This is a genomic window from Polaromonas eurypsychrophila (assembly GCF_014641715.1).
Taxonomy (GTDB): Bacteria; Pseudomonadota; Gammaproteobacteria; order Burkholderiales; family Burkholderiaceae_C; genus Polaromonas; species Polaromonas eurypsychrophila.
This window is the reverse complement of sequence record NZ_BMIG01000001.1, coordinates 70,357-90,978: the sequence shown is the minus strand read 5'-3', so window position 1 is coordinate 90,978 and position 20,622 is coordinate 70,357. Positions and strand designations below refer to the sequence as shown.

Annotated in this window: 19 protein-coding genes; 7 read left to right on the top strand and 12 right to left on the bottom strand. The window is 61.4% G+C overall.

Annotated features, from left to right (window positions below):
- Nucleotides 1–42: 42 nt before the first annotated feature.
- Both IEX16_RS00390 and IEX16_RS00385 read left to right on the top strand, forming a co-directional pair.
- A complete protein-coding gene (locus IEX16_RS00390) occupies nt 43–1,338 on the top strand; it encodes an amidase (RefSeq protein WP_188705471.1) in 1,296 nt (431 codons plus the stop codon).
- A 92-nt stretch (nt 1,339–1,430) separates the two neighbouring features.
- Nucleotides 1,431–2,474, top strand: coding sequence for a S1C family serine protease (locus IEX16_RS00385; RefSeq protein WP_188705469.1), 1,044 nt, complete (start codon nt 1,431–1,433; stop codon nt 2,472–2,474).
- Between the two features lie 78 nt (nt 2,475–2,552).
- On the opposite strand, the gene IEX16_RS00380 is transcribed toward IEX16_RS00385, so the two are convergent.
- Complete coding sequence (locus tag IEX16_RS00380) at nt 2,553–3,485, bottom strand: SDR family oxidoreductase (RefSeq protein WP_188705467.1); 933 nt, start codon at nt 3,483–3,485, stop codon at nt 2,553–2,555.
- A 66-nt stretch (nt 3,486–3,551) separates the two neighbouring features.
- On the opposite strand from IEX16_RS00380, the gene IEX16_RS00375 reads away from it, so the two are divergent.
- Nucleotides 3,552–4,595 carry a CDP-6-deoxy-delta-3,4-glucoseen reductase gene (locus IEX16_RS00375; protein ID WP_188705465.1) on the top strand — a complete coding sequence of 348 codons (1,044 nt, stop codon included), beginning with the start codon at nt 3,552–3,554 and terminating at the stop codon, nt 4,593–4,595.
- Between the two features lie 665 nt (nt 4,596–5,260).
- Here the strand turns inward: IEX16_RS00375 and IEX16_RS00370 are convergent.
- The 9 genes from IEX16_RS00370 to IEX16_RS00330 form a co-directional block, all read right to left on the bottom strand.
- Nucleotides 5,261–6,268: a Bug family tripartite tricarboxylate transporter substrate binding protein gene (locus IEX16_RS00370; RefSeq protein WP_188705463.1), complete on the bottom strand. Its 1,008-nt coding sequence runs from the start codon at nt 6,266–6,268 to the stop codon at nt 5,261–5,263.
- A gap of 161 nt (nt 6,269–6,429) precedes the next feature.
- Entirely contained in the window at nt 6,430–7,146 is a 717-nt protein-coding gene (locus IEX16_RS00365; protein WP_188705461.1) for an ABC transporter ATP-binding protein, read from the bottom strand.
- A 14-nt stretch (nt 7,147–7,160) separates the two neighbouring features.
- Nucleotides 7,161–7,928, bottom strand: a complete 768-nt coding sequence (locus IEX16_RS00360) for an ABC transporter ATP-binding protein (RefSeq protein WP_188705459.1) — start codon at nt 7,926–7,928, stop codon at nt 7,161–7,163.
- Nucleotides 7,929–7,937: 9 nt separating this feature from the next.
- Nucleotides 7,938–9,047 (bottom strand): ABC transporter permease subunit, encoded by a 1,110-nt coding sequence (locus tag IEX16_RS00355; RefSeq protein WP_373288262.1) that lies wholly within the window; start codon nt 9,045–9,047, stop codon nt 7,938–7,940.
- Between the two features lie 18 nt (nt 9,048–9,065).
- Complete coding sequence (locus IEX16_RS00350; RefSeq protein WP_188705455.1) at nt 9,066–9,995, bottom strand: branched-chain amino acid ABC transporter permease; 930 nt, start codon at nt 9,993–9,995, stop codon at nt 9,066–9,068.
- Between the two features lie 265 nt (nt 9,996–10,260).
- Nucleotides 10,261–11,598, bottom strand: a complete 1,338-nt coding sequence (locus IEX16_RS00345) for a replication-associated recombination protein A (RefSeq protein WP_188705453.1) — start codon at nt 11,596–11,598, stop codon at nt 10,261–10,263.
- Nucleotides 11,599–12,231, bottom strand: a complete 633-nt coding sequence (gene lolA, locus IEX16_RS00340; RefSeq protein ID WP_188706224.1) for an outer membrane lipoprotein periplasmic chaperone LolA — start codon at nt 12,229–12,231, stop codon at nt 11,599–11,601. It abuts the gene before it with no gap.
- A gap of 178 nt (nt 12,232–12,409) precedes the next feature.
- On the bottom strand, nt 12,410–14,743 hold the full coding sequence (locus IEX16_RS00335; protein ID WP_188705451.1) for a DNA translocase FtsK: 2,334 nt from the start codon (nt 14,741–14,743) through the stop codon (nt 12,410–12,412).
- Nucleotides 14,744–14,812: 69 nt separating this feature from the next.
- Entirely contained in the window at nt 14,813–15,490 is a 678-nt protein-coding gene (locus tag IEX16_RS00330) for a Crp/Fnr family transcriptional regulator (RefSeq protein ID WP_188705449.1), read from the bottom strand.
- 167 nt (nt 15,491–15,657) lie between these two features.
- On the opposite strand from IEX16_RS00330, the gene trxB reads away from it, so the two are divergent.
- The 3 genes from trxB (at nt 15,658) to rpmG (ending at nt 17,395) form a co-directional block, all read left to right on the top strand.
- Nucleotides 15,658–16,599: a thioredoxin-disulfide reductase gene (trxB, locus tag IEX16_RS00325; protein ID WP_188705446.1), complete on the top strand. Its 942-nt coding sequence runs from the start codon at nt 15,658–15,660 to the stop codon at nt 16,597–16,599.
- A gap of 383 nt (nt 16,600–16,982) precedes the next feature.
- Entirely contained in the window at nt 16,983–17,216 is a 234-nt protein-coding gene (gene rpmB, locus IEX16_RS00320) for a 50S ribosomal protein L28 (protein WP_077593832.1), read from the top strand.
- Nucleotides 17,217–17,227: 11 nt separating this feature from the next.
- A complete protein-coding gene (gene rpmG / locus IEX16_RS00315) occupies nt 17,228–17,395 on the top strand; it encodes a 50S ribosomal protein L33 (protein WP_007863188.1) in 168 nt (55 codons plus the stop codon).
- Nucleotides 17,396–17,668: 273 nt separating this feature from the next.
- On the opposite strand, the gene IEX16_RS00310 is transcribed toward rpmG, so the two are convergent.
- Both IEX16_RS00310 and IEX16_RS00305 read right to left on the bottom strand, forming a co-directional pair.
- Nucleotides 17,669–18,868 carry a DesA family fatty acid desaturase gene (locus IEX16_RS00310; protein ID WP_188705444.1) on the bottom strand — a complete coding sequence of 400 codons (1,200 nt, stop codon included), beginning with the start codon at nt 18,866–18,868 and terminating at the stop codon, nt 17,669–17,671.
- Between the two features lie 198 nt (nt 18,869–19,066).
- The gene (locus IEX16_RS00305) at nt 19,067–20,320 is read right to left on the bottom strand and encodes an RsmB/NOP family class I SAM-dependent RNA methyltransferase (RefSeq protein WP_188705442.1); all 1,254 of its coding nucleotides are present in this window, start codon (nt 20,318–20,320) and stop codon (nt 19,067–19,069) included.
- Between the two features lie 52 nt (nt 20,321–20,372).
- On the opposite strand from IEX16_RS00305, the gene IEX16_RS00300 reads away from it, so the two are divergent.
- On the top strand, nt 20,373–20,609 hold the full coding sequence (locus tag IEX16_RS00300) for a DUF1653 domain-containing protein (protein ID WP_188705439.1): 237 nt from the start codon (nt 20,373–20,375) through the stop codon (nt 20,607–20,609).
- The last annotated feature ends 13 nt before the right edge of the window (nt 20,610–20,622 follow it).

The following is a 20,622-nucleotide window of genomic DNA, read 5'->3' as shown; positions in this document are numbered from 1 at the left end:
CGCAGCGGCGCAGGACCTGCGGAAAAAATGGATACTCGCCGCATGCCTGTTTCCTCCACCCCTCCCCTGCATCAACTCCACGCCTGGCAAGCCGCCACGCTGCTGGCCCGCCGCGAACTCAGCGCCGTGGACCTGGTGCGTGCTTGCCTGAAGCGCATCAGCGAACGCGAGCCGCAAGTCCACGCTTTTGTGCAACTGGGTGCCGACGCCGCGCTGGCCCGCGCGCGTGAACTCGATGCCGGCGCCGTTCACGGCCTGTTGCACGGCCTGCCGCTTGGCGTCAAGGATTTGTTCGACACTTTTGACCTGCCGACCGCTTATGGCTCGTCGATTTATGCCGAGCAGCAGCCCACAGTTGATGCAGCGGCTGTGGCCTTGTGCCGCGAAGCCGGCGCGGTGCTGCTGGGTAAAACCGTGACCACCGAGCTGGCCAATATGTACCCCGGCGAGACGCGCAACCCGCACAACCCGCAACACACGCCGGGCGGCTCGTCCAGCGGCTCGGCCGCTGCGGTGGCCGACGGCATGCTGCCGCTTGCGCTGGGCACGCAGACGGCCGGCTCACTGATCCGGCCGGCGGCCTTTTGCGGCGTGGTCGGCTACAAGCCCAGCCACAACCGTGTGCCCAAAGCCGGTGTCAAAAGCCTGTCGGAAACACTGGACACGGTCGGCGGTTTTGGGCGCAGCGTGCGCGACGTGGCGCTGCTGGGCGCGGTGCTGACCGGTGATGCCCGGCTGGCTGACCCGACGGCGTTCGAGCAGAAGGCTGCACCGCGCATCGGCTGGTGCCAGACCCCGGAATGGGCACAGGCCGACGCCGACACTCAGCAGGCCTGGGCACAGGCCGAGAAGCTTCTGGCCGGGCACGGCACGCCCTTGGTACTGCCGGACAGCTTGACAGGCCTGATCGCCGTGCAGAAAGCGGTGCAGGCCTTTGAGACCGCTCGCTCGCTCAGCCACGAACGCCTGCACCACCGCCATCAGCTCAGCACACCGCTGCAGGCGCTGATCGCCGACGGCATGGCCATCAGCGGCGAGACCCACGCGCTGAACCTGCAAGTCACGGCCAGCGCACGGCAACGGGCCCAGGCGCTGTTCGACGGTTGCGACGTGATCATCGCACCCAGCAGCATCGGCGAGGCCCCGGCCGGGCTGGACGGCACTGGCGACCCGCTGTTCTGCCGCAGCTGGACATTGCTGGGCCTGCCCTGCGTGCACCTGCCGTTTGCGCGCGGGCAGAACGGCCTGCCGGTGGGCCTGCAACTGGTGGGCGCTTACGGCGAAGACCACCGGCTGCTGGCCGCCGCGCATTGGGTGCACCAGCGCCTGACGGGCTGAACCGGGCAAGCTCTTTTGATCCCGGTGCTTGCAAGGGCTTTGAATTAGGCGCATTCTATGATCGCAGCCATCTGCTGCATCAGGAGTCCGTCATGCGCTCACTTTATCGCTGGTTCCCCCCCCTGCTGGGCGCTTGCCTGATGCTGACCGGGGTCCACGCGGCCACCGTACAGCCTCCAGCGGCGCAGGTCATGATGGACGCACTGGCGCGGGCCAATGCTGCCGTCGTTGGTGTCAAGGTCACGGCCGCAGACGGCGCGCGTTCTGCCGAAACCCTGGGTAAGCGCCGCAGCGGCTCCGGCGTGGTCATCGGTCAGGATGGTCTGATCCTGACCATCGGTTACCTGCTGCTCGAAGCTGAGCAGATCGAGATCGTCACCCAGGACAACAAAACCCTGCCGGCGCGCGCCGTGGCTTACGACCTGGCAACCGGCTTCGGGCTGCTGCGGCCGCTGTTGCCGCTGCGTGGTATCAGCGCCGCCGCGCTGGGCAGCAGCCAGGAGCTCAAGCCCGGTGAACCCTTGATGGCGATGACCGGTCCGCAGGGCAATGAGGATGGCGAGGTCAGCATGACGCGGCTGGTCAGCAAACGCGCCTTTTCCGGCAACTGGGAATACCACATCGAGTCCGCGCTGTTCACCAGCCCTCCGGTGTTGGCCAGCGGCGGCAACCACAGCGGCGCGCCGCTGTTCAACAGCCGCGGTGAACTGCTGGGCATAGGCTCACTGCTGGTCTCGAATGCGGCTGCCGAAAATGTGCGGCTGCCGGGCAACATGTTTGTGCCGGTCGATCTGCTGCGTCCCATCCTGGCCGAGTTGCAGCAATCGGGCACCAGCGTCAAAAGCCGCCGCCCCTGGCTGGGCCTGACTTCCAACGACCAGAGCGGGCGCGTGCAGATCATGCGTGTCAGCAAGGACAGTCCGGCGCAACTGGCGGGGCTGGAGGCCGGTGACGTGGTGCTGGCGGTGGACGGCGCATCAGTGGCAACACTGGAGGCCTTCTACAAGAAGCTCTGGGACCGCGCCACGCCCGACACCGAGATCAGCTTGACCGTGCTGCAGGGTGCCGAGGTCAAGACGGTTGTACTCAAGGCGCAGGACCGGCTGCTCACGCTCAAAAAGCCCTCGGGCATCTAGGGAAGCCCTAAACTTCAAGCCAAATCAGACTTCAGCCCACGGCTGACAAGGGCAAACAGCTCCTGATTTAATAGCAACTCACGGCGCCAGCACCACCAGCCCTTGCGCCACTGTCGGGTACCGCAGTGTGATACGCAGTTCCTGCTTGAGACGCGTGTTGGCCAGCCGGCGTGATTCGCTCATGAAACTCAGCAGCATCAGCGGCAGATCGGCCTGCGCGCTGCTGCGCGCCACACGCGGCGGGCGCGGCAAGCCGTAGAGGCCCGCCGCCAGGTCAAAGTAGTCGCCCATCTTTAGGTAAGTGTCGTCGCTGGCATTGGTGACGCGCTGCGGCTTGCCACGCCACAGCGCCGCCAGGCAGGCGCGCGCCAGATCGTTAGCGTGGATGTGGTTGGTGTACACGTCGTCGGCCTGCTGCAGCACCGGCGTGCCCTTGAGCAGGCGCGCGCGCGGCGTGCCGCCCTCGCGGTCTGGCGCGTAAATACCCGGAATGCGTAAGGTGTGTACCGACACGCCGCTGGAGCGGCCAAAAAAACGCAGTTGCTGCTCGGCATCGACGCGGCGCTGCGCGCGCGGCGTGTGCGGGTTCACGGCCCGCACTTCGCTGGCCCAGTCGCCGTCGCAGTTGCCATAGACGCCGCTGGTCGAGCCGTAGACCATGGACTGCGGCAAGCCACGCAGGCGCAAGGCGCGCAGCAACGCCAGCGTGCGCGGATCGCGCCGCCAATCGGGCAGGTCGCCCGGAGGCGGCGCCAGGTGGATCACCCGCGTGGCCAGTCCGGCCAGGCGGCGCAGGGTGGCGGGTTGGTCCAGGTTGCCGGCCAGCGGCGTGATGCCACGCGTGCGGAAGGCCGGCCGTTTTTCGTCGGACGAGGTCAACGCCAGCACACGCACACGCGGCGGCAACTGGCGCGCCACACGCAGCCCAACATCGCCGCAGCCGATGATGAGTACACGCTGGCGGCGGAAACGCGAAGGCAGGGCGCCTAGGGGACTTTGGTTTGAGGGCAAAATTGGGGATCTGCTGAAAACAGCACGAGTTATAAAAAAACAGGATTACGTCAGAGGATAACCAGTATGACTTTTACCGTCACCGTGCTGCCCAGCGGCCGCGCCTTCACAGCCAACCCCGACGAAGCCCTGCTCGCCGCCGCCATCCGCCAGGGTGTCGGCATGCCCTACGGCTGCAAGGACGGCGCCTGCGGTTCCTGCAAGTGCAAAAAGCTCGAAGGCACGGTGGTACACGGCCCGCACCAGCTCAAGGCACTGAGCCATGAAGAAGAAGCCGCCGGTTTCATCCTGACCTGCTGTGGCGTGCCGCAGACCGACATCGTGCTGGAGTCGCGCCAGGTCACCGACGAAAGCGCCTTCCCGATCAAGAAAATGCCGACCCGCGTGAACACCATGGTGCGCGCCTCGCACGACGTGATGATCATCCGCCTGCAACTGCCGGCCAGCGACGTCTTCAAGTACCATGCCGGTCAGTATGTGGAGTTTTTGCTGCGCGACGGCGACCGCCGCAGCTACTCCATGGGCAACGCGCCGCACACGCAGCTCGACAACCCCGGCGTCGAACTGCACATCCGACACATGCCCGGCGGCAAATTCACCGACCATGTCTTCACCACCATGAAGGAAAAGGAAATCCTGCGCGTCGAAGGTCCGTACGGCAGCTTCTTCCTGCGCGAAGACAGCGACAAACCGATGGTGCTGCTGGCATCCGGCACAGGCTTTGCGCCGATCAAGGCACTGATCGAACACCTGCAGTTCAAGGGCAGCACACGCCCCGCCGTGCTGTACTGGGGCGGCCGCCGGCCGGCCGACCTGTACATGAACGACTGGGTCATAGCCAAGGTTGCAGAGATGCCCAACCTCACTTACGTGCCGGTGATCTCCAACGCGCTGCTCGAGGACAACTGGCTAGGGCGAACCGGCTTCGTGCACAAGTCGGTATTGGAAGACTTCCCCGACCTGTCCGGCCACCAGGTGTATGCCTGCGGCGCGCCCATCGTGGTCGATTCAGCCCGCGCTGATTACACAGCGACCGGCGGCCTGCCGGAAGAAGAGTTTTTTGCGGACTCGTTCACGACGGAAGCGGACAAGGCGAAGGCGCTGGCCTAAGAGCTCCTGCTGAAGTCCGGGATTCGAGGCATCACGCTGCGCCTCGGGTTCGTTGTTGACAGCAGTTTCAACTCCCCACTCCCAACCCCCCACCCTTCCCTCGCCCCGCTGGGCGAGAGAAGGGAGCCTCATCTGGCCGCGTGCGCTGCGCTCGCGTGCACACATCACCGTTCGTTGGGATTCCCGTGCAGGAAGCGCTTCGCGCTTCCTGCACTCCGGAGGGGTTCGGTATTTGTATTGGGAACTGGTTTTCTTCCCCCACCCGTCGGGCTGGGCCGAGGAGCGCAGGCAAAAGCGGATCAGGGCTCGCGATTGTCTGAGCCGAAGGCGAGTTCGAGTGAGACCCCGCTTTTACCGAGCACCGCAGGTTGCCCGCAGCGAAGCGCAGGGACCCAGACCATCGGGTCGCCTTTTCTTTGGTGACTTTCTTTTGGCGAAGCAAAAGAAAGTTACTTGCCGCCGGGCAACCCCCGGCTAGCTGGCGAACTACAAACAGGCGAGGAGCTGAAGTAGTTGGCGCACATGGATCCCGGATCAAGTCCGGGATGACAAGCGGAGAGCTTGGCACCCCATTTCCTCACCCTTGCACACACTCATTTGCTATGATTTCAATAGCTGTCCACGCATACTTGATAGGGGCCATAGCCCGAAAAGGCTCATAGAAATCAATCTACCCGTGCCCCGGAAGCCTTCACCACCTTCTCATACTTGGCGAGCTCGGCTTTCATGAAAGCGCCAAACTGCTCGGGCGAACTCGCCACCGGCTCGGCCAGCAAGGTGGCAAAACGGGCTTTGGCCTCTGGCGAATTGAGCGCGGCCACAAAGGCCTGGTTCAGTTTGGCGACCACCTCCCTGGGGGTTGCAGCAGGTGCCACCAAGCCCCACCAGGTGTCGATGGCAAAACCCTTGAGCATCTCGGCCACAGCGGGCACCTCGGGCAGCACGCTGCTGCGCTCGGCCGTGGTGACGGCCAGAGCCTTGAGCTTGCCGGCCTTGATGTTGGCGGCCGCCGTCGCCAGGTTGTCAAAGTTGAAATCGACCTGCCCGCTCAGCAGGGCCAGTTGCGCCGGGTTGCCGCCGTTGTAGGGAATGTGCAGCGCGAAGATGCCGGCCTGCGCCTTGAACATTTCACCGGCCAGGTGCCCGGCGCTGCCGTTGCCGCCGCTGCCGTAGTTGAGCTTGGCAGGGTTGGCTTTGGCGTAGCGGACCAGGTCGGCCAGGTTGTTGATGTTCAGCCGCGCCGCGGTGTCAGCGTTCATGACCAGCACATTGGGCACGCGCAGCATCTGCGTGATCGGTGCAAAGTCGGTGGCGGCGTTGTAGGGCATCTTGCTGTACAGCCAGGGGTTGATGGCGTGGGTGGCCACGGCGGCGATGCCGATGGTCAGGCCGTCAGGGGCAGCCTTGGCCACCACGTCAGCACCGATGTTGCCACCGCCACCGGGGCGGTTTTCAATGATCACGGTACCCAGCGTGTCCTTGACGCGTTCGGCCATCAGGCGTGCCGTCACGTCGATCGGGCCGCCGGGCGCATAAGGCACGACGATGCGCATGACTTTGGGCTGGGCGTGCACGGCTGATGCGCTGAAACAAAGGGCCAGCACCGCAACCGACGAGACGGTCAGCTGGCGGGCTGTCCGCAAAGGAAAGAAGGAAAAAGAGTTTGTTTTCATGGCACCGATTGTGCAAACAACCGGCGGCGGCGTCACCGTGGCATTCCCTAGGAGACTGGACGCCGGCTCACCCGCGTGGCGGCGAAGGTAGCGCAATCTGCTATGAATTAAATAGCTGCTGACGCTCGCCATTTATGGGTTGGAAGCCCAAAAAGCTTAAATTATTCGCCGAGGTAGGCAGCCCGCACTCGCGGGTCGTTCAGCAGCTCTTTGGCCGCGCCGTTCATCGTGACCACGCCTGATTCCATCACATAACCGCGGTCGGCAATGCCCAGCGCCCGGCTGGCGTTCTGCTCGACCAGCAGCACCGTGACACCGCGTGCCGACACGTCTTTCACCACCTCGAAGATCTTGTCGACCATGATGGGCGACAGGCCCATCGACGGCTCGTCGAGCAGCAGCACGCGCGGGCGGCTCATCAGCGCACGGGCCATGGCCAGCATCTGCTGCTCACCGCCGCTCATGGTGCCGGCCAACTGGTCCTTGCGCTCGCGCAGGCGCGGAAAAATCGTGAACATCTTCTCGATGTCTTCGGCAATGCCGGCCTTGTCGTCGCGGATGTAGGCGCCCATCTGCAGGTTCTCGGTGATGGTCATGCGAGTGAACACGCCGCGGCCTTCGGGCACCATGGCCAGGCCGTCCTTGACCAGGTCCCAGGCGCCCTTGCCCTTGATGCTTTTGCCCAGGTACTCGATGTCGCCGTCGGCCATCGGCAAGGTGCCGGTGATGGCTTTCATGGTGGTGGTCTTGCCCGCGCCGTTGGACCCGATCAGGGTGACGAGTTCGCCCTCGTTGACTTCAAAGTCAACCCCCTTGACGGCCTTGATGCCGCCGTAAGCGACCTTGAGCCCAGTCACTTTAAGAAGTGTGTTTGCCATGCTGCTGTTTCCCTTCAATGACCTGTGCCCAGATAGGCGGTGATCACTTTTTCGTTTTTCTGCACCTCGGAAGGCAGGCCCTCGGCAATCTGCTTGCCGTAGTCGAGCACCGTGACGCGGTCACACAGGCCCATGACCAACTTGACGTCGTGCTCAATCAGCAAAATCGTGCGGTTGTCCTTGCGGATCTGGTCGATCAGTTCGCGCAACTGCACCTTCTCGGTCGCGTTCATGCCGGCGGCCGGCTCGTCGAGCGCAATCAGTTGCGGATCGGTTGCCAGCGCGCGGGCGATTTCCAGGCGACGCTGGTCACCATAACTCAGCGTGCGCGCCTTGAAGTCGGCGTATTTGCCGATGCCCACATAGTCGAGCAACTCCTGCGAGCGTTTGGCAATCGCTGCCTCTTCGGCCTTGAAGCCTGGCGTGCGCAGCACCGCGCCGATCAACCCGGACTTGGTGCGGATGTGGCGCCCAACCATGACGTTTTCGAGCGCCGTCATGTCGGCGAACAGACGGATGTTCTGAAAGGTGCGCGCAATACCGGCCTTGGCCACTTCATGCACCGCCGACGGCTTGTAGGGTTTGCCGGCCAGTTCGAAGCTGCCGCTGTCGGGCGTGTACAGCCCGGTCAGCACGTTAAAGAAGGTGGTCTTGCCGGCGCCGTTGGGGCCGATCAGGCCGTAGACCTGGCCGCGTTCGATGTGGATGCCAACATCGCTGAGGGCTTGCAGGCCGCCAAAGCGTTTGGAAACGCCGGAGACTTTGAGAATGGTGTCGCTCATGGCCATTCCTTAAGGGTTGATGGACTGGATGGGGTCTTTGCCGGCGACCTTGTTCAGGGATTTGCCGTGCTCGGGGGCAGGCCACAGACCGCGCGGACGCGACAGCATGATCACAATCATGGCCAGCGCGATCAGCAACTGGCGCAGGATGGCAGCGTCAAGGCGCCCGCCGGTCATGGCCTGCAGCGGTCCGGCCACATGGCGCAGCACCTCGGGCAGCGCGGCCAGCAGCAGCGCGCCGAGAATCACGCCCGGCAAATGGCCGATGCCGCCCAGCACCACCATGGCCACAATCATCACCGACTCCATCAGGCTGAAGGACTCGGGAGAGACAAAACCCTGAAACGCGGCAAACATCGAACCCGACACGCCGCCGAAAGTCGCGCCCATGCCGAACGCCAGTAGCTTGAGGTTGCGGGTGTTGATGCCCATGGCCTTGGCGGCGATCTCGTCCTCGCGGATGGCCATCCAGGCACGGCCTATGCGCGAGTTTTCAAGCCGGTGGCAGATCACCACCGACACGATCACCAGCGCCAGGAACAGGTAGTAATACATGGACACCGAGGCCACCTCGATGCCAAAGAAGTTGTGTGTCTTGCCAAGGTCGAAGCCAAAAACCTTGATCGAGTCGATCTGACTGATGCCTTTTGGCCCGTTGGTCAGGTTGATCGGGCGGTCCAGGTTGTTCAGGAAGACACGGATGATTTCGCCAAAACCCAGTGTCACTATCGCCAGATAGTCACCGCGCAGCTTGAGCGTGGGTGCGCCCAGAAGGACGCCGAACAGCCCGGCTAGCGCCGCCGCCAGCGGAATCACGGCCCAGATCGGCAGGTGCAGACCGTTCGGAAATGCAGCCTTCACTGCCGGGAAGGCGTCAGCCAGATGCGGCGAACCCAGCAGGGCAAACAGGTAGGCGCCGACCGCAAAAAAGGCGACGTAGCCCAGGTCCAACAGGCCGGCGTAACCAACAACGATGTTCAGGCCGAGTGCCAGCAGCACATACAGCAATGCCATGTCGACAATGCGGACCCAGGCATTGCCGCCCTGCTGCAGCAGCAGGGGCAGGATCAGCATGGCGACCGCAACAACCAGAAACGAAAGGAGTCTGTGTTTTTTCATCATGGTGCTCTCCCTCTTCTAGGCCCGGTCCGCCACACGTTCACCGAGCAGTCCCGAGGGCCGCAAGGTGAGCACAAAAATCAGCACGACAAAGGCAAAGATATCGGAATACTGGCTGCCCAGCACGCCGCCGGTCCAGGTGCCGAGGTAGCCACCGCCTATGGCTTCGATCAGTCCCAGCAAAATGCCGCCCAGCACCGCACCGCCGAGGTTGCCGATGCCGCCAAACACCGCTGCAGTAAAAGCCTTGAGGCCGGGCAGAAAGCCCATGGTGTGCTGCACCGTACCGTAGTTGGAGGCGTACATCACGCCGGCCAGCGCAGCCAGCACCGCACCGATGATGAAAGTCGCCGAGATCACGGTATCGGGCTTGACGCCCATCAACGCCGCCACGCGCGGGTTTTCGGCCGTGGCGCGCATCGCACGGCCCAGCTTGGTGTAATTGACCAGGTACATCAGGATCGCCAGCGACACAGCGGTGGCGCCCAGGATGAAGATTTGCGTGACGGTGATCACGGCTCCGCCGAACTGCAGCGGCTCGGAAGGCAGCAAGGTCGGATAAGGTTTGTAGTTGGGTTTCCAGATGATCATGGCCAGGGTCTGCAGCAAGATGGACATGCCGATGGCGGTGATCAGAGGCGCCAGTTTGGGCGAGTTGCGCAGTGGCCGGTAGGCGATCTTTTCAATCGCAAAGTTGAGCGCACCGCACACCACAAAAGAAATCAGCAGCGAAACGACCAGAATCACCCAGCCCGGTGTGCCCGGCATGGCCTCCTGCATCCAGATAATGATGGTCCAGCTCGTCAGGGCCCCCACCATCAGCACCTCGCCGTGCGCAAAATTGATCAGGTTGATGATGCCGTAGACCATGGTGTAGCCCAGGGCCACCAGCGCATACATGCTGCCCAGCACCAGCCCGTTGATGATTTGCTGAAGCAAAACTTCCATATTCGCTCTCCCGTTTTAGTTCAGTTGCCAGCTCCGCCCCGCACCATGCAAGGCCGCGTTACATGGGATCACCATGAAATCGCATGAGTTAACAAAAAGCCCGCCCATCAAAACCAGCGGACTGGATTGGGTGGCGAGCTAATGCGCAAATTGTAGCCATGGCCCTCTAGCGAGAATCGGGCCAACGCAGCCGTTTTTGCGGGGTTTACCCTTGAGGAATTTTATTTCCCGGGTGGACGAACTGATCGGTACCTATTCGTTCTGGTCAGGTCTTTTTGTCGTTTTTTAACTTCAGCTCGTTGAGCTTGTCGGCAATTCGGATTTCAAGGCCGCGGTTCACCGGGCGGTAGAAACCCGGCGCCGCCATGCCCTCCGGCAAGTAGGAAACACCGGCGGCAAACCCGTCCTCTTCATCATGGGCGTACCGGTAATTTTTGCCGTAGTCCAGCTCTTTCATGAGCTTGGTGGGTGCGTTGCGCAGGTGCAGCGGCACTGGCCGGGTGCCGTCTTTCTTCACAAAAGCCTTGGCTTCATTAAAAGCCTTGTAGACGGCATTGGACTTGGGTGCCACCGCCAGATACACCACACACTCGGCCAGCGCCAACTCGCCCTCGGGGGAGCCCAAGCGCTCGTAGACTTCGGCGGCGTCGAGTGCCAGCCGCAAGGCGCGCGGGTCGGCCAGGCCAATATCTTCGCTGGCCATGCGAATCAGGCGCCGCGCCATGTATTTGGGTTCGGCCCCGCCGTCGAGCATGCGCACCAGCCAGTAGAGCGCCGCATCAGGGTCGGAGCCACGCACCGATTTGTGCAGCGCCGAGATCGTGTCGTAAAACTGCTCGCCGCCCTTGTCGTAGCGGCGCATCTGCTGGCCCAGCACCTTGATCAGCCAGGCTTCGGTCACGTCAACACTGCCGCCTTTTTTCTCGCGCCTTGCGGCGACATCGAGCGACTCCAGCGTGTTGAGCAGGCGCCGGGCATCCCCGTCGGCATAAGCCACCAGCTTGTCCACGGCTTCCGGCGCTATCGTTTCTATAGCTGGTAATGCCCGTTCCGCAAGGACCTTGGCGATGATTTTCTTGAGATCGTGGTCGCCCAGCGGTTGCAGCACATACACCACGGCGCGCGACAGCAAGGCAGAGTTGACCTCGAACGACGGGTTTTCAGTGGTAGCGCCTATAAAGGTGAACAGCCCGCTTTCGACATGCGGTAAAAACGCGTCCTGCTGCGACTTGTTGAAGCGGTGCACCTCATCGACAAACATGATGGTGCGCCGGCCCTGGCCCTGCCAGATGCTGGCCTGCTCGACCGCTTCGCGAATGTCCTTGACGCCACCCAGCACCGCCGAGATGGTGATGAAATGGGCATCAAAGCTGCTGGCCATCAGCCGGGCAATGGTGGTCTTGCCGACACCCGGCGGTCCCCAGAGGATGCAGCTGTGCGGCTGGCCCGACTCGAAGGCAATGCGCAGCGGCATGTCTTCACCCAGCAGGTGTTGCTGGCCAATTACCTCGCCCAGCGACTGAGGCCGGAAACGTTCGGCCAGCGGAGCCGCAACTTTGGCGTCCGCGCCGGTGCCGAACGAGGTCTCAGCGCGTGTGGCCATTTACTGGCGAATCACGTCCGCACCGGCTGGTGGTTTGAACTGGAAGCCGGCGGTATTCAGCGACGGGTTGACCTCGAAATTGCTGAAAGTCATGACTGAACGCTGACCAAAGCTGTCAAGGATTTCCAGCCGGGCCAACTCGCTGCCTTTGGCGCTTTCCTTAAAACCCACGGTAATGCTTTGCACCTGACCATCTTTGGTTTTCGGCATGGCCTGTATCCATTCGAGGCCGTCCTTGTCGGGCTGCGGCACCAGCGTGAAATCGTTCTGCAGCGCCTTGATATCAGCGGCCGCAGCAATCACGGCGGCGGGCGTTCCGCCCAGCATCTGGCTGAGCTTGCGCGCGGTGACCTGGTTCAGGTCCACGTCGTGCAGCCACAGGGTCTGGCCATCGGAGACGATGCTTTGTTCAAACGGCTTGGTGTAGACAAACTTGAAGCGGTTGGGCCTAAGGAACTCGAAACTGCCACTGGAAGATTTGGTTTTTGCAGCCTGCCCATCACGCGCCGGGCTGGTAACCACCTGGGTGAAGGCGGCGCGGCCGCTTTTGGTGTTCTTGACAAAAGCTTCAAGGCTTTCCAGACCGCTGACCGTGGAAACCTGGGCGCTGGCGGCTAGAACGACGAAGGTCATCAGGCCAGCCAGCGTCACGCGTACTGCGCGGTAGACAAGGGGAGCGACGGGCGCTGAAAAAATATGCTTCATGGTGTTCCAGGTGATGGCAGGCTGCAGGCGATACACATGTCTTTGAGACACCGCTGCGCCGAAATGGTTGCCAGAACAATGTATCTCGCCCGTAAAGGCCAGCCTGTCATCCTTCGGCGCGTGCGGGCACCAGAATTTCTCGCTGGCCGCTGCCCGACATGGCGCTGATCATTCCCGATTTTTCCATCTCCTCCAGCATGCGGGCGGCCCGGTTGTAGCCTATCTTCAGGTGCCGCTGTACCAGTGAAATCGAGGCCTTGCGGTTTTTCAGCACGATCTCGACCGCCTGGTCGTACATCGGGTCCTTGTCGCCATCGCTGCCGCCGTTGCCATCACCAAGCAGATCGCCCTCGCCGTCAACGGTGCCGCCTTCAAGCACGCCGTCAATGTAGTTGGGTTGGCCCTGTTGCTTGAGATAAGCCACCACGCGATGCACCTCGTCGTCGCTGACAAAGGCGCCATGCACCCGGATTGGAAAGCCCGTACCGCTGGGCATGTAGAGCATGTCGCCCATGCCCAGCAAAGCCTCCGCGCCCATCTGGTCGAGGATGGTGCGGCTGTCGATCTTGCTGCTGACCTGGAAGGACAGGCGCGTCGGGATGTTGGCCTTGATCAGGCCGGTGATCACATCCACGCTGGGGCGTTGCGTGGCCAGCACCAGATGGATGCCGGCGGCGCGCGCCTTTTGCGCCAGCCGCGCAATCAGTTCCTCGATCTTCTTGCCAACCACCATCATCAGGTCGGCCAGTTCGTCGATGACCACCACAATGTAAGGCAGGCGTTCCAGCGGTTCGGGCTGCTCGGGCGTCAGGCTGAAGGGGTTGTAGATGAACTCGCCGCGCGCCTTGGCTTCATCGATCTTGACGTTGTAGCCGGCCAGGTTGCGCACACCCATCTTGCTCATCAGCTTGTAGCGTTTTTCCATTTCAGCCACACACCAGTTCAGGCCGTGTGCAGCCTGGCGCATGTCGGTGACCACAGGCGCGAGCAGATGCGGGATGCCTTCGTAAACACTCATCTCCAGCATCTTCGGATCGATCAACAGCAGGCGCACATCGCGCGCGTCGGCCTTGTATAGCAGGCTCAAAATCATGGCATTGATACCGACCGACTTGCCGGAGCCGGTGGTGCCTGCCACCAGGCAGTGCGGCATCTTGGCCAAGTCGGCCACCACCGGCGCGCCACTGATGTCCTTGCCTAAGCCGATGGTCAGCATGGACTTTGCTTCGTTGTAAACCTGCGAGCCGAGGATCTCACTGAGCTTGATGGACTGGCGTTTGGCGTTGGGCAGCTCCAGCGCCATGAAGTTCTTGCCGGGGATGGTCTCAATCACGCGGATGGACACCAGGCTCAGCGCGCGTGCCAGGTCCTTCGCAAGATTCACGATCTGGGCACCCTTGACGCCGGTGGCCGGTTCGATCTCGTAACGCGTGATCACCGGGCCCGGCGCTGCGGCCACCACGCGCACTTCGACGCCGAAGTCCCTGAGTTTTTTCTCGATCAGGCGCGAGGTCATCTCCAGCGTCTCGGGCGCCACGGTCTCCTGCCGCGTCAAAGCGCCGTCGAGCAGGTCGACCTGTGGCAGCTTCGAGTCCGGCATCTCACTGAACAACGGTTTTTGCCTCTCCTTGGCCACACGTTCACTCTTGGGGATGTCGGCCAGCGTCGGCTCGATCAGCACCGGCACTGGATGATGCTCTTTGATCTCGATACGTTCATCATGCAGGATTTCCTCACGCTCGCGCGCCGCCACGCGGCCGACTGCGAGGTCTTCGGCAATCTCGCGTTTTTCCCGGCGCGACTCGATCAATTCGTCGATCCAGGCGCCGATGCGCTGGGCGGTATGAGCCCATGAAAAAGAAAACACCACCGAAACCGCGATCACGCCGATGGCAATCCAGACCAGACCCGAGCCGGTAAAACCCAGCCACTTCACGCTGGTTGGACCAACCAGGTAGCCCAGCACGCCACCCGCCTGACCGCTGGGCAACATGGATTCAAAGCGATAAAGACGCGACCATTCAAGCCCCGAACTGGCCAACAACAGCACCACGAGGCTGGACCAAAACCTGAAGCGTCCGATGGCCGAAGCGGACGCGGGTTGGCTCCGCAGACCCCGCGCAAGCGAGCCCAGCCAGGCACGTACCCCTGCAGCGAATGCCCACCACACCGAAAATCCGCACAAGAAGTAACTGGCGTCAGCCAGATGGGCGCCCAAACGACCGCCCCAGTTGCGGGCAGCAGCGTCAACCACTTCCCGGCTGCCGGTGGTGGACCAGGCCGCGTCATGGGGCGAGTAGCTGATCAGCGCACCCAGCCAGAAGGCCAGTGCCAGCAGGCCGAGAATCAGGCTGACTTCATGGGCAAAGCGTTTCACGCCGCCCGCAGCAGGCGCAGTGGCAGAGGTTCGGGTGTTCAAGGTGTCGAGGGAGTAAGTCATAAAACCAGGGCTGAGCTTACCTCAGTTGAACACGCACCCATGCCCCGAAAGGCGGCGAAAATTGGCGGCTCAACCCAGCGTATTGAGCCGGTCCTTGACCCACATCGACCCATCAGCGCGTGTCTCGATGTAGCCGCGTTCCTCCAGGTCTTTCATCACGCGGCTGACCATCTCGCGCGAGGCGCCGACCATCTTGGCCAGATCCTGGCGCGACACCTTGTCTCGAATGACGGTGTTGCCCTCCCGATCAGGAACGGCAGACTCCAGCAAGGTTCTGGCAACCCGGCCATACACATCCATCAAGGCCAGTGATTCGATCTTGCGGTCGGCATGGCGCAGACGCTGCACCAGGCCTTTCATGACCGCATACGCCATGGAGCTGTTTTCGGGCAGGCAACGGGCAAACTCCGGCCGGCCAACCACCAACACATCGGTTTGAACTTCGGTCCGGACCGTGGCCGAGTGCGGTTCACTGTCGATCAGGCTCATTTCACCGACATAGTCACCGGGGTGCAAGGTCGCCAGAATGACTTCCCGTCCGCGGGCATCGGTGGTCACGACGCGCGCGCGCCCCGTCAGCAAAATAGCCAGGGCATTGGACTGTTTTCCCTGCTCGACAATGGCTTCGCCGCGCTTGTAGCGTCGCTTGATCACGGCCGCAGCAATCGCCTCAGCCTGCGGAGCAGTCAACATCGAAAACAGGGGCACCCGGCGAATCAGCTCCAGGTTGGACACCATGGTGGACATATCAACTTCTCCTGATTGCGCCGCCAACGGGGCTTCGCTCGAGTTCTTACAATACTTGCGTTGTGCCCGGCAAATTTTCCGGCCGCAGGGTTTTAAACCCCCAAGCCAGCCCCAACTATTTACGACTCTAACTGAGTTCTAATACTTTCCGAATCAGATTTTCACTTATGAACCACTCTAAAGTACTCATTTTGGGTTCAGGCCCCGCCGGTTATACCGCCGCAGTTTATGCAGCCCGCGCCAACCTCAACCCGGTGCTGATCACCGGCATTGCACAGGGCGGTCAGCTCATGACAACCACCGACGTGGACAACTGGCCCGCGGACGCCATGGGCGTCCAGGGACCTGATTTGATGCAGCGTTTCCTTGAGCACGCGGAGCGCTTCAAGACGCAAATCATTTTTGACCACATTAACAAGGTCGACTTCAGTCAGCGCCCCTTCACGCTGACGGGTGACAGCGGCACCTATACCTGCGACACACTGATCATCGCCACCGGGGCCTCGGCGAAGTACCTGGGCTTGCCTTCGGAGACCGCTTTCATGGGCCGGGGTGTATCGGGCTGCGCCACTTGCGATGGTTTTTTCTACCGCGACCAGAAAGTCTGCGTGGTCGGCGGCGGCAACACGGCCGTGGAAGAAGCGCTGTACCTGTCGAACATTGCCAGCAAGGTTGTGCTGGTGCACCGGCGCGACAAATTCAAGGCCGAGGCCATCCTGATTGACAAGCTCCATGAAAAAGTCGCCGCCGGCAAGATCGAACTGAAACTGCATCAGATCCTGGACGAGGTTCTGGGGGACGGCGCCGGCGTCAACGGTGTGCGGCTCAAAAGCACCCAATCAGGCACGACTGAAGACATCGCCTTGCAAGGATGTTTCATCGCTATCGGCCACCAGCCCAACACCGACATTTTTGCCGGGCAACTGGAGATGAAAGACGGCTACATCATCACCAAAACCGGGCTCCAGGGTTTTGCCACGATGACCAGCGTGCCCGGTGTGTTTGCTGCTGGTGACGTGCAGGACCATGTCTACCGCCAGGCCATTACAAGCGCGGGAACCGGTTGCATGGCGGCTCTGGACGCCCAGCGCTTTCTCGAACAGAGTTGAGCCCCTACGCTTTTCACTTCGTGTAATGCGCTGCCCCCAAGGGGCCCACTGCGCCTGCGGGCCGGCAAAGCAGGACCCGCGGCCCCCTGCTTGAACTTGAGAGCCCCCACGGTCGCTCACTTCGTGTAGCTCCCTGCGCCCCGAGGGGGCCGCTGCGCCTTCGGGCTGGCAAAGCCAGACCCGCGGCCCCTGCTGGGTGGGAGAGCCCTCACAGCCGCTCGTTTGTTAAACCGTCGTCCTTTACATGTCGAGGCGTGCCCTCTCAAGTGAGCATCCGAACCTGAGGCTTGAGGGCGGTTGGTTTTCAGGCTATAATCTATGGCTTAGCTGGGAATCCTCATGGGTCTCAGCATTCCGATTTCTATTTTTTACGGAGAGTGCTCATGGCACGCGTCTGTCAGGTAACGGGCAAAGGCCCGATGGTGGGAAACAATGTTTCTCACGCCAACAACAAAACCAAGCGCCGGTTTTTGCCTAATCTGCAATACCGCCGTTTTTGGGTTGAAACTGAAAACCGCTGGGTGCGCCTGCGCGTCACCAGCGCCGGTTTGCGCCTTGTTGACAAGCTCGGTATCGACGCGGTCCTGGTGGACCTTCGTGCCCGCGGTGAAATCTAAGGAGCATCATCATGGCTAAAGGCGCACGCGAAAAAATCAAGCTGGAATCAACCGCCGGCACCGGTCACTTCTACACGACCACCAAAAACAAGAAGACCACTCCTGACAAGATGCTGATCATGAAGTTTGATCCCAAGGCACGCAAGCATGTGGAATACAAGGAAATCAAGCTGAAGTAATTCAGATTGGTCAGGCGCTGTCCGCAGCGCTTTTTGAAAAACCCGCTGCTATCCAGCGGGTTTTTTTATGTCCACGTCATCCGCTTCCCAAATACGCGCTCTGACGGCAAGCCTCCCCCACCCTTTGCAAATATCAGGATGACGGGATCGCCAGCGACACGCGCAAGGCGCCACTACCCCCCCTCCCAGCAACAGGCGAAAGAAAGGCTGCAGCAGCGATGAAGCTGGTGCAGCCGGATGGAGGCCCGCGGGAGCAGACCCAAAATTCTAAGCTTAAGCGCGTGCGGCGCGCAGATTCATCGAAAAGTCACGCAGCGCCGTGATACCGCTTTCTTCAGCACGGCGGCACCACGCCTGCAGGTCACCGGCGAGTTGCTCGCGCGAGGCTGAGGTTGACAACCACATCTGGCGCAGCTCTTCGCGCATGGTGACCATCTTGTCGAGCACCGGATGCTCGGCACGTGCCTGGGCAATGTGCGGCTTGACCGCCGCAGGAACCTTGTCATCGTCGCGGTGCAACCAACGGTTGGCAGCCTTGAGCACCGAGATGTCGGCCTTGCGGGCTTTAAGCGTCTCAATCTCGATCTTGCCGGCGCGGCGCAATTCACGTGCGAACCCGGCCATCACCTCGTAACGATGGGCGATCAGGGCTTCCAGCGTTTTCTCGTCAGCCACCGGCTGGATGGAACCGAGCGTCAGCTTGGGCGGCACCTTTTTGACAGTAGCCAATCCAACTTTCTCCATCGCGCGGATATAAATCCAGCCAATATCAAATTCGTAAGGCTTGACCGAAAATTTGGCCGAGGTTGGATAGGTGTGGTGGTTGTTGTGCAACTCTTCGCCGCCGATCATGATGCCCCAAGGCGAAATGTTGGTGCTGGCATCAGGTGCCTCAAAGTTGCGGTAACCCCAGTAGTGACCAATACCATTGATGATGCCGGCCGCCGTCACGGGGATCCAGATCATTTGCACCGCCCACACGGCCAGACCGGCCGCGCCGAACAACGCCAGGTTGATGATCATCATCAGGCCCACACCCTGCCAGCTGTAACGCGTATACAGATTGCGCTCAATCCAGTCGCTCGGCGTGCCATGGCCGAACTTGACCATGGTCTCTTTGTTTTTGCTTTCCGCACGGTACAACTCGGCGCCTTGCCAGAACACTTTCTTGATGCCGAGGGCTTGCGGGCTGTGCGGGTCGTCAATGGTTTCGCATTTGGCGTGATGCTTGCGGTGAATCGACACCCACTCCTTGGTCACCTGGCCGGTGCCCAGCCACAGCCAGAAACGGAAAAAGTGTGAAGGGATGGCGTGCAGATCCATGGCGCGATGCGCCTGATGGCGGTGCAGGTAAATCGTCACGCTTGCAATCGTGATGTGAGTCGTCACCAGCGTGTACAGCACAATTTGCCACCAGCTGGCAGCAATCAGGCCATGGGCCAGCCAGTCAAGGGCGGCGTCAAACAAAATCATGAAGGTCCTTTAAACAATCTGTAACATTGCCCTGCATACCATGCTGAAACCGTGCTGGACAACCAACTATTGTAGACGGGGGCTGACCGAATCACAAACTGCAGCGGTGAAGAAACATGCATTTCCGGTAAAACTGCGGTAAATCCCGAAAAAACCTCTAAAAATGTGACATTTAACGGCTTCGCGCTGCTAATTGTTTCAAATCTTTTGCCAAACGGCGGCGAAAAAACCGTCAGTTTGATGCAGATATGGCCACAGACGCAAATAAGGCCCGCTGCATAACTTTGCAGCACCCTCAACCCCAAGATGCGTTAAAACGTCACTGGCTTCAAGGGGTGTGAAATCTTTATTCGCGTCACCGAAGGCCTGGGCAATGGCTTCATTTTCATCACGCAACACACTGCAAGTCGCATAAACCAATCGCCCGCCGGGCTTGAGCAGTCGCGCCGCGCTTTGCAGGATGGCGGCCTGCTTGGCCGTCAGTTCTTCAATCGCCTTTGGGCTTTGTCGCCACTTCAGGTCCGGATTACGCCGCAAGGTGCCCAGTCCGGAACAGGGGGCATCAATCAGCACGCGGTCGATCTTGCCTGCGAGGCGCTTGATGCGGTCGTCGCGCTCATGGGCAATTGCCACAGGATGGACGTTGGACAGGCCACTGCGCGCCAGCCGAGGTTTCAGGGCATCGAGCCGGTGGCCCGAGGTGTCAAAGGCATACAAGCGCCCGGTGTTGCGCATACTGGCGCCAAGGGCCAGGGTCTTACCGCCGGCACCGGCGCAGAAGTCCACCACCATTTCGCCGCGTTTGGCATCCACCAGCAGGGCCAGCAGTTGCGAGCCTTCGTCCTGCACCTCAATGGCGCCGCGCGTGAAGGCGTCCAGCTTGTTCAGGGCCGGTTTGGTGGTCATGCGCAGGCCCCACGGGGAATACGGGGTGGCGACTGTTTTAATCGCCGCTTTCGCAAGCTCTTTCTGGACCTCGGCCCGCTTGTCCTTGAGTGTGTTAACACGCAGATCGAGGCCGGCGGGCGCATTCAGGCTTTCAACCAGCGGCCAGAAGTCGTCGCCGAGCTGCGCTTTCAACGGCTCAACCAGCCAGGCCGGAAGGTTGTGCCGGTGCAGCTCCATCAGGTCCTCAGGCTTGACCTGGTCGCAGCGGGCCAGCCAGTCCTTCTCCTGATCGGTGAGGGCGCCCAGCAGGAAATCGCGCTCTGCAGCAAACCCCAAGATGGACAGTCGCCGCTCGGTTGGTCCGCTGCCGTGCTGGGCCAGGTAGGTGAAGAGGTTTTTCTTGCGCAGCACGGTGTAAATCGTCTCGGCCACGGTGGCGCGCTCGCGCGGCCCCAGGCGTTGCTCACGAAAATGGCGCGACACCACCATGTCAGCGGGGTGGTCGAAACGGAGAACCTGCTTGAGGAGAACGGTACAGCTGTCGAGTAAGGCGTTAGGATGCATGCCCCATTGTCCCACCGCAGGCCCCCAGGCCGACCCGGCAACCAGGAAGACCATGTCCGACGAACTCCCGACGCTGATAACAACGCCCCCCGGCCTGTACCGTCACTACAAGGGCTTGATGTATGAAGTGGTCGGCACAGTGCGGCACAGCGAAAGCCTGGCGCCCATGACGCTGTACCGCGCGCTGTATGGCGAACAGGGCCTGTGGGTGCGCCCGGCAGCCATGTTCAATGAAGAGGTCGTTATAAACGGCATCCGCCAGCCACGCTTCGCCAAACAGCCGCAATAGCCAGGGTCGGCCC

Bases quoted from the DNA above. Each gene is read 5' to 3' on its own strand.
- IEX16_RS00390 (WP_188705471.1), top strand. From the start codon at position 43: ATGCCTGTTTCCTCCACCCCTCCCCTGCATCAACTCCACGCCTGGCAA.
- IEX16_RS00385 (WP_188705469.1), top strand. From the start codon at position 1,431: ATGCGCTCACTTTATCGCTGGTTCCCCCCCCTGCTGGGCGCTTGCCTG.
- IEX16_RS00375 (WP_188705465.1), top strand. From the start codon at position 3,552: ATGACTTTTACCGTCACCGTGCTGCCCAGCGGCCGCGCCTTCACAGCC.
- IEX16_RS00370 (WP_188705463.1), bottom strand. From the start codon at position 6,268: ATGAAAACAAACTCTTTTTCCTTCTTTCCTTTGCGGACAGCCCGCCAG.
- IEX16_RS00365 (WP_188705461.1), bottom strand. From the start codon at position 7,146: ATGGCAAACACACTTCTTAAAGTGACTGGGCTCAAGGTCGCTTACGGC.
- IEX16_RS00360 (WP_188705459.1), bottom strand. From the start codon at position 7,928: ATGAGCGACACCATTCTCAAAGTCTCCGGCGTTTCCAAACGCTTTGGC.
- IEX16_RS00355 (WP_373288262.1), bottom strand. From the start codon at position 9,047: ATGAAAAAACACAGACTCCTTTCGTTTCTGGTTGTTGCGGTCGCCATG.
- IEX16_RS00350 (WP_188705455.1), bottom strand. From the start codon at position 9,995: ATGGAAGTTTTGCTTCAGCAAATCATCAACGGGCTGGTGCTGGGCAGC.
- IEX16_RS00345 (WP_188705453.1), bottom strand. From the start codon at position 11,598: ATGGCCACACGCGCTGAGACCTCGTTCGGCACCGGCGCGGACGCCAAA.
- lolA (WP_188706224.1), bottom strand. From the start codon at position 12,231: ATGACCTTCGTCGTTCTAGCCGCCAGCGCCCAGGTTTCCACGGTCAGC.
- IEX16_RS00335 (WP_188705451.1), bottom strand. From the start codon at position 14,743: ATGACTTACTCCCTCGACACCTTGAACACCCGAACCTCTGCCACTGCG.
- IEX16_RS00330 (WP_188705449.1), bottom strand. From the start codon at position 15,490: ATGTCCACCATGGTGTCCAACCTGGAGCTGATTCGCCGGGTGCCCCTG.
- trxB (WP_188705446.1), top strand. From the start codon at position 15,658: ATGAACCACTCTAAAGTACTCATTTTGGGTTCAGGCCCCGCCGGTTAT.
- rpmB (WP_077593832.1), top strand. From the start codon at position 16,983: ATGGCACGCGTCTGTCAGGTAACGGGCAAAGGCCCGATGGTGGGAAAC.
- rpmG (WP_007863188.1), top strand. From the start codon at position 17,228: ATGGCTAAAGGCGCACGCGAAAAAATCAAGCTGGAATCAACCGCCGGC.
- IEX16_RS00310 (WP_188705444.1), bottom strand. From the start codon at position 18,868: ATGATTTTGTTTGACGCCGCCCTTGACTGGCTGGCCCATGGCCTGATT.
- IEX16_RS00305 (WP_188705442.1), bottom strand. From the start codon at position 20,320: ATGCATCCTAACGCCTTACTCGACAGCTGTACCGTTCTCCTCAAGCAG.
- IEX16_RS00300 (WP_188705439.1), top strand. From the start codon at position 20,373: ATGTCCGACGAACTCCCGACGCTGATAACAACGCCCCCCGGCCTGTAC.